This is a genomic window from Pseudoalteromonas sp. SG45-1, from assembly GCF_014164135.1.
Classification (GTDB): Bacteria; Pseudomonadota; Gammaproteobacteria; order Enterobacterales; family Alteromonadaceae; genus Pseudoalteromonas; species Pseudoalteromonas distincta.
Window position 1 is genome coordinate 48,020 of record NZ_JACJEP010000025.1, and the last position, 8,021, is coordinate 56,040.

8 protein-coding genes are annotated in these 8,021 nt (G+C 38.2%); 3 read left to right on the forward strand and 5 right to left on the reverse strand.

Features of this window, described 5'->3' with window-relative positions; genetic code table 11:
• Positions 1-225: 225 nt before the first annotated feature.
• Both H5117_RS17025 and H5117_RS17030 read right to left on the reverse strand, forming a co-directional pair.
• Positions 226-720, reverse strand: a complete 495-nt coding sequence (locus H5117_RS17025; protein ID WP_002958042.1) for a general stress protein — start codon at positions 718-720, stop codon at positions 226-228.
• Between the two features lie 212 nt (positions 721-932).
• Positions 933-2,165, reverse strand: a complete 1,233-nt coding sequence (locus tag H5117_RS17030; RefSeq protein ID WP_182738735.1) for a cytochrome C — start codon at positions 2,163-2,165, stop codon at positions 933-935.
• 349 nt (positions 2,166-2,514) lie between these two features.
• On the opposite strand from H5117_RS17030, the gene H5117_RS17035 reads away from it, so the two are divergent.
• From H5117_RS17035 to H5117_RS17045, 3 genes are all read left to right on the forward strand, one after another.
• On the forward strand, positions 2,515-2,760 hold the full coding sequence (locus tag H5117_RS17035; RefSeq protein ID WP_182738736.1) for a DUF4235 domain-containing protein: 246 nt from the start codon (positions 2,515-2,517) through the stop codon (positions 2,758-2,760).
• 379 nt (positions 2,761-3,139) lie between these two features.
• On the forward strand, positions 3,140-3,448 hold the full coding sequence (locus H5117_RS17040) for a hypothetical protein (RefSeq protein ID WP_024596321.1): 309 nt from the start codon (positions 3,140-3,142) through the stop codon (positions 3,446-3,448).
• A gap of 302 nt (positions 3,449-3,750) precedes the next feature.
• Complete coding sequence (locus H5117_RS17045) at positions 3,751-4,899, forward strand: hypothetical protein (RefSeq protein WP_182738737.1); 1,149 nt, start codon at positions 3,751-3,753, stop codon at positions 4,897-4,899.
• 233 nt (positions 4,900-5,132) lie between these two features.
• Here H5117_RS17045 and H5117_RS17050 read toward each other — a convergent pair whose 3' ends face one another.
• The 3 genes from H5117_RS17050 to H5117_RS17060 form a co-directional block, all read right to left on the reverse strand.
• The gene (locus H5117_RS17050) at positions 5,133-6,026 is read right to left on the reverse strand and encodes an Abi family protein (RefSeq protein ID WP_182738738.1); all 894 of its coding nucleotides are present in this window, start codon (positions 6,024-6,026) and stop codon (positions 5,133-5,135) included.
• Positions 6,027-6,397: 371 nt separating this feature from the next.
• Complete coding sequence (locus H5117_RS17055; protein ID WP_182738739.1) at positions 6,398-6,727, reverse strand: hypothetical protein; 330 nt, start codon at positions 6,725-6,727, stop codon at positions 6,398-6,400.
• A gap of 384 nt (positions 6,728-7,111) precedes the next feature.
• A partial coding sequence (locus H5117_RS17060; RefSeq protein WP_182738740.1) for a hypothetical protein occupies positions 7,112-8,021 on the reverse strand: 910 nt, incomplete at its 5' end.

The window sequence follows — 8,021 nt, forward strand, 5'->3', positions numbered from 1 at the left end:
AGTTGGTGTTGTTAGGGAGGCCTTACGACATGTAATAAAAAGCGCCTATCTAAATAAGTCTTTTCTATAATCAAAGCATGTTTAAAACCAATTTACTTATATATGGAGTTTATTTAATGATAAAAAATTACGTTAATATTTATAATTGCTCCGCCGTTAAAAACGAAAAAAAAGGTGAAACTAAGTTTCACCTTTTTAATTAATTTTGAAACTAATTAGTTAGCATTAAGCCGTAGAAACGTTACTTGCGCCTGCATTGTTAAGTATTTCTTCAATAGCGTTTTTGTTGTCACTATCGTACTTAACACCAATTAATATAGAGCCCTTTTCAATGGCATCTTCATAATATTTAATTTCGTGCTCAGGAATAAACGCACCAATTGCAGCACCTAAAGTACCACCAACTGCGGCGCCTGCGCCACCAGCAGCAAATGCTGCGACTAATGGTCCGGCAACTAATAAGCCCGTACCACCTGTTGCTACAGTACCTACTGCAGTAAAACCGCCAATAATTGCAGCAAGAATACCACCTGAAGCCGCGCCTACAAGGCCACCTTCAGCGGCTTTTGTACCTTCGTCTACAGCAAAATCTTCCTTTGCGTATGAGTCGTTGGCTACAATGCTTATGTCAGCTTCATTAATACCTAAAGCTTCTAATCTATAAATTGCGAGTGTTGCTTGTGATGCACTTTCAAATAACCCAGTAATAACGGTACTCATAATAACTCCTTTATTTTATTTAAGAAAATACACTTACTACCAAGCAAAACCCAAACCACAAATTTAACGAATAAAAATCAATATCTTAAATAAACAATTGTATCAATTTACTTATTTAAAAGGTAAAAGTTGCTAAGCTTTGTAAAAAACTCCTACCTAATATTAGAAAACTTACTAGTAAGCAGTACGCAGCTTTAACATAAAATAAATTATTACTTACTCCACGTAATTTCAGCTAATTGGTTAGTTGCTGTTTGATGAATGATCAGCCCATTATTCCCCATGCGCATATGCCTAATTAAGCCAGAGTAAACTCCTTCTTTACTCGGAATTTGCCAGCTCTGCATAGTTTCGGTATTAAGGTCGAACCTTACTAAGGTTTCAGGACGCTTGGCTGACTCGTTAAACCAAATGGCGTTATCGGCATATTCAATTGCATACGGATGACTGTTTTCACCACTGGGATTATCCCACTGCGTTATTTTACCGTTTTTGGGGTTATAGCGGCCAAGTTTACCCATACCAGAGTTAACATAAAAAACTATATCGTCAGGCGTAATGGCTAATCGCCTAGTATGCGTTTTAGCGCCCGGGAGTTTTATCTCACTAAGCTCCATGGTATTTTTATCAACTTTAACCAAACAGTTACTACCATTACACGACACCCACGGCGTGCCTTTTGAATCAAGCTTAATACCATATGGCCGTGAGCCTTTAGTGGGTAAAGTAGCCAATTGAATATCGCCAGTTGTAGGGTCTAGCTTGCCAATCATATTGCTATGCTGGAGGGTAAACCAAAATATTCCGGCTTCATCAAATACACCAGTATGCGGGTCGCGGGCATTTTTATTTGGCATTTTATACACTTTAAATTTTTCGGTTTTTAAGTCTAAATATCCAACCGTGCCATTTTTATTGCCTAAAAACCAAGGGGTTTGATTTTTATCAAGCGACACACTGTGCGCATATGTACCACTTGGCAGTGTATACTCTTTCATATCGCCGGTTTGAGGGTCTAACCTGCCTAAAATATTACCCCACTGGCCAACCCACCAAATAATGCCATTTTTACCTTGCACCGGATCGCGAGCGCGCTGCCCAAGCGTTGGCACTTGCCAGTACTTAAAGCTAAGCTTTAAATCGCCGGTAACAACCTTAGACTCGCGCTTAGTGTTAACAGGATAATGCTCAGCTAAATAAGCACTTATATCTTTATTAAGCGCGGTATCTACGCCCGCATCAACCATATAGCTTATTAATGTTTGCCAGTCCTGCTGGCTATAACCCGCGCTGCGCTCAAGGTTAGTTAAACTATGGCAACTAGCACAAAGCTGCTCAACTAGCGGCCCCTTATCGTTGCTCAGCACTGGTAGCGGCACTGCCAAAGTGCCCGACACTGTCATTACCAAAACGTATTTATTAAATAAAAATCGATTTTTACTCATAACGCCCTCCCTTGTTTTTTAATATTAAAGCATAGGGTGAAAGTGTTTACTATCTGTACAGCAATGAGTGCGATAAGCCGCCTAGAAGGTAAGTTAAATTGCAGAGTTAATATCTAAAAAGAAGATTTGAGCAGAGTTGCGCACGCTCTACAGTGGTTATTTAGCTTGTGTGTAAATGTGGTGAAAGTGTGATGTGAGTATGGTTTTAAACGACTAATTTGCATAAAACAAGAACGCCCTGATTTAAAAACGCCTCAGCCTATCGGTACGTAAATTGCTGTTATTAATATTCTTACTTAAAGAGTTATACATAAATAACGCTGCCGTTATTTATAAAAAGGAGAACATTATGAGTAATAAACAACTAATTACGACAATAGGTATAGGTCTCGCCGCTGCATCTGCAGGTATGTTAACAAGGAAAACTTTACAAAAATCGTGGGAAAAGGTTACCAACGAACCAGCCCCAAAAGATAGACCAAGCGAAGAAACAGATCTTAAAGAGGCCATTACATGGGCAGTAGTCTCAGGTATTGGTGCGGGTGTTGCAAGAATGGCCGTACGTTATGTGCTAGACAAGCGCCGATCCAAATAAGCCTACCCAATTAATACCTCTTATAAGTATTAAGTGTGGTGAGACGCTAAAGGCGCCTTGCGACAACCACTCCCCAGTTGTCGCAAGCAACTTGGCAAAAGCTTAGGTTAAGGTTACTTAACTATTGAGCTAAAAAATATATTAATACCCAAATCGGAGTTCAGTGATGAAACTTAAAAAGTCGGATGGCGCGGCTGCGCCACTTATCCGATCTACATAGGTTGAAAAACTGGAGGTGCCTTGCAACATGACCCTAAATTTTAAGCAGATACACTCTATTGGACATTAACTCCCTTTCAAAGTTGTTGCCTGCCTATAAGCTTGCGTATAATGCCCACATTCCGGCTGCATTTTTTAGCCGCTAACTTGGATTTTAATAATGAAAAAACTCTCTGCAGTGCAAATAAAACAGCAAGCGCTTGTACTTAATACTGCTGAAAAATTAGAAGAGCAAGGCCGCGCTGAGCTCCCAGGCATGCTGCAATGCTGGTTTGATGTGGAATATCACTTATTTCCAAGTTCACTACTGCTGTGTTTTCAGTTTGAAAACGAGCAAGCCTTAGCAGCCGCAGAGCCAGATTTATTAAAATGGCAAAAACGCTTAAGCGGCGCAATGCTTAAAAAAGGCGTGATTTTAAAGGATATGCGTAAACATTTAGTGTTTACCTTAAAAGGGCCAGATGATTAATAGAGGGTTTTAAAGGACTATAAAGCCTTTCGCTCGTATCGTCGAAGCGCATAAAACCATAATGAAAAGCCGTTGCATTGCTGTAACGGCTTTTTACTTTTATTAGAACTTAAAGTAGAACCTATAAAGATCAATTTTTGACTCAGGGATTTTTATTAGCCGATGATACTAATTGGCCGTTAAACAATACTAATGCACGGCAAAAGCAAATTTCAGTCGATTCAACGTTAATCGGTTGCCCTAAGTTAGTAATAATAGGATAGTAAATTACACATAAAAAATAGCCTTATATTAGGAATATTATGATCAAAGTATTATTAGCGACCAGCTTAATTGCCTCTTCATTCGCTGCTTTAAGTAATCCTTTAACTGTTGAAGAACAGCGTATCAACAAAGCCCAATCGGCAATGCCAAATGTTTTAAATGCATTTACCTCACAAGTATCAAGTTTTGAGCAACAATTTAAAGAATTAAACGACTTTAAAAGTGCAAAAGCATTAGTACAAAGCTTTAGCTTTGAACTGTGGGAAAACGCCAAGCAACACATAATAAAAACTAGTAACTACGACGACCGAGAGCTCTACTGGGCACGCCTGCTTTCAAGTAAAGTAATACGCACAACTTCACCTAAATTTTCAATTACGCAGGCTCAACTAAATACTTTACTAACAATGCTTGAGGACGGCAGCAGAGGCCGCACCGATCTTGCTTTTTCATCAGGCAGCACTAAAAAAATATTACTAACGGGCTTTGACCCATTTTTACTCGATAAAAACATAAACCAAAGTAACCCTTCCGGTGTTGCAGCGTTATTACTCGACGGCCAAGTTATTAATTACAACGGCGTGAGCGCAGAAATAAACACCGTTATGGTGCCTGTACGCTACGAAGACTTCGATCAAGGTATAATAGAATCGCTACTTGCCCCCTACTACGCACTTAATAATGTAGACATGGTAGTAACCGTAAGTATGGGCAGAACAGAATTTGATTTGGAGCACTTTCCGGGTAAACGTCGCAGTGTAACTGCCCCAGATAATGCCAATATTGTGTATGGTGGAACGCAAACAAGCCCAGTAATACCAAAGCTTAATGGCCGACCACTCCCTGGCAACGAGTTTGTAAAATTTAGCTTGCCTGTAAGTTACATGCAACAAGCCAAAGGCCCTTATAAAGTTATCGACAATCACGAAGTCACCACCCTTGAAAAAACCTATAAAGCCGGTTCGTACGGCGAGCTTAAAAATAGTATTGCGGTAAATGGCGGCGGCGGTGGTTACTTGTCTAACGAAATATCGTACCGAAGTATTCGCCTGCGCGATGCGCTTAATTCAAGTATACCTACAGGGCATATTCATACCCCACGTATACAACAATTCGAACCAGAAACAGAAGCTAAAATAGTAAAACAAATAAAAGCAATGCTAGAGCAAAGCTTAGTCGCGCTATAGTTTATAACTACCAATTTAAGCGCGTAATAAAGGGCAATAATATTGCCCTTTATTCTCATGCACTCTCCCACGGTTAATCACATGGTAAACGCATTCTTAAACTTTATTCGTCGTGGTCTAGACAGAGTAATTGACTCGATGAGCAATAAACTAAAAAGCTAGATATTTGATGTGTAATAAAAATTTAGTGCCTTTGGTTTTACAGTTAACTGAGGGCTTAATTAGCTCTTAGTTTATTTAATGCTATTCCAGATAGGTAACATTTTCCAATTTTCAGGAAAGCCCATTTCGGTTACTTTAATATCATATGCCTCAATTAAGCTAGCTAGCTTTTGTTTCCAATGGTGGTTAGGGCTAATTAAATCCATAAAATAACCACACATAACGAGTGTGTTGTATAACTGTTTAGTTGTATCGCTAAAGCTATTAAGTAAAACACTGTCGCCATTTGTTGGCAGCTTCATGGTAAATGTAAAATCTCGGTTGTATAAGCGACTATGATGGGCACAGATATTACGTACCGTCGTTATGTGGTGTAAAAAAGATGAGAGTATTGTTTCTTTTACTTTATATGAATCTGCAATATCATTTTTTAGCGCTCGTCGCCCTATTGCATCATAACTTCTAGAAAGCCAGCCAAAACTCATTACTTCAGCAACAATCCAAATAGCGGGGGTTTCTTCATTATATTTCTGATTTTGCTTTTTTATATTTGTATCTGACGTTCGTTGAATTTCAGCACAAATATTACTAACAAAGTCATTATGGTTAAATTTAGAAGTGAATGCAGTAGGATCTAAGTGTGCATGTGAGCCATGCTTTTTTGCTAAATGATATGACCACTGAGTTCGCAGAGATACTTCTATTCGCTCAATGGCATCAAGTAGTAACAACCTTAACTCTCTATCAAAAGAATACAGATTTAACACTTGCTCAAACGTAGTACCAGACTTAAAAGTATGATTTTGATGATCTTCAATAAACGACCACCAATAAGTGCCTAGTCTGTAATAATTGATATGACTAAGATAAAAGGCTGCTGCTTCTTTATCATTAATTACTAGCCCACGCTCTTCAAGTAAGTCGACTTGCTTTGCAAATGTTATGGGGGCTTTAGGGAACTGCATGAAGGCTAAATCCTTTTACCATGCTATAGAAATAATTAACCCCTCGCAGGGCGCTGAGCTTACGGGTAGCGGGAGGGGTGTTGTTACGTGTAATTATAGAGCTTAAAAGTATAATTTCAAGATATTTATAGCTTGGGCTGATACTGGCGCTAAACAGTGACTCAGGCGAAAGCCAAGGGCATTAATTTATATGGCGTTTTTTTCAATATTCACACCAATCGACGTCATTACTAGGTGCGTAGCCATATTTAAATTGAGTTTAAATAATAAGAACGCTTGGTTTTGAATGAAAAATCTAGAAAAAACAGCTACCTGCTTGACCGGAACTTTCTAATGGGTGATCCCTCTGGTTTTTCTATAGCCTAAAGTCATTATTCAAAAAATAATGTAGATAAAAACATTAAAAGTACGCAAAGCATAAAAATTACAAAATACACTTTAAATAGTATCGAGGCTTGAGCTGGCACCTTATTTCTATCACTTAATAAATTATAACATTTTGCATACCAATCAAATAAAAATACACTGCCATAATGAAGTAAACCATGAAGCGCCATAAAAATATTTAGGGAATAGTAGCGATTTCCATGCTCTAAAATATCTTCAACCGTTCTGAGCTTTTTTGCTTTTAAATAAAAAGCTAAAGGTAAAAGAATGATAAAAATAACACTTAAGCCAACACCAAAAAATATCAAATCCATTATTTAATCAACAAAAAAGAAAGCAGTTAATCTAAACAAAGTAGGCCATTAAGCATGCTAATAAAAACATAAGGCTAAATGTTATAAACAAAATATAATAAAGCTTAAACCACATCTGCAAATTTTTGGGTACCTTTTCTCTCTCCTCTATTACCTTATAACGCCTAGCATACCAATCGAATAGAAATATAGAACCGTAGTGCAATGCTCCGCTACCAGCAGTTATGATATTTAATGAGTAAAACCGATTTCCATCATCTAGAACATCCTCTACCAACCGTGTTTTTTTATCTTTTATAGCTATTAAAATTGGTAATATTATAAAAAAGAAAAGACCCGCAGATGTAAGAAACAGAGTTAAAAACCACAACTTAATAGGCTCCATTACTTTTCAACAACCTCATATATTAACTCGCCTGCAACCCCTCCAGAATAACCTCCAACAGAGCCACCTAGAACACCGCCTGCTCCGCCCGCAACAATACCACACCATAAAAGACTCGTTCCTCCGGATGGTAAACCAAAAACTACATTACATAATGAATAGCCTCCAAGATAGCCTAACCCAGCACCACCTAAAACAGCACCTCCAGCCTTACCTGTCTCAACATACTTGGCCTTGGTACAAGCTTGCTCATTTCCTTCTGTGCATGCTTTTATGATATTTGCACTGGCCTCGACACCTGTCAGCGCAATTCCAACATACCCAACTCTTTTTAGGTTTTTGGCCATATTGGCTACAGTTTTGTAGTTTTGGGCAAATTCAGGAATACTTTTAGCCACCCCTCCTTGTTGTTGCCAATGATGTATCATGCTTTTAGAGCTTAATCCTAAATTTCGTCTTATATCACCCGCCACTAAACTTCCGCCCAAGGCAGGTTGAGCAAAGCGACTTAGAGCCGTATCTAAGCGAGTAAAAAGAAGTTTGCGTCTATGAAAAAACTGTTGATTATTTAAGTTACCATGCGCATTGTATTGATTAACGTATGTCTTTTCTAATTCCTTTAAAATCGCTTTAACTTGCCCAACATGTGAGTTCCATGAGTTGTTAGCAACACCTAAATACAACCCATTATACTTAGCGACGTTACTAAGTAGCTCATAACGTTTAGAAAGTATTTCTTTTTCATGCTCATCAAGCTCTCTTAGCTTTTTATCTACATCAAGGGCTGTAGTGGTACAGTGATTTTGGCCACCCATTAAGAAAGAAATGTTATGCTGATAAGCATACAAATTTGGGTGAAAAAATGACGAAATTAAAACGCGCATCGTATTCTGCAGCAATAAAATTAGA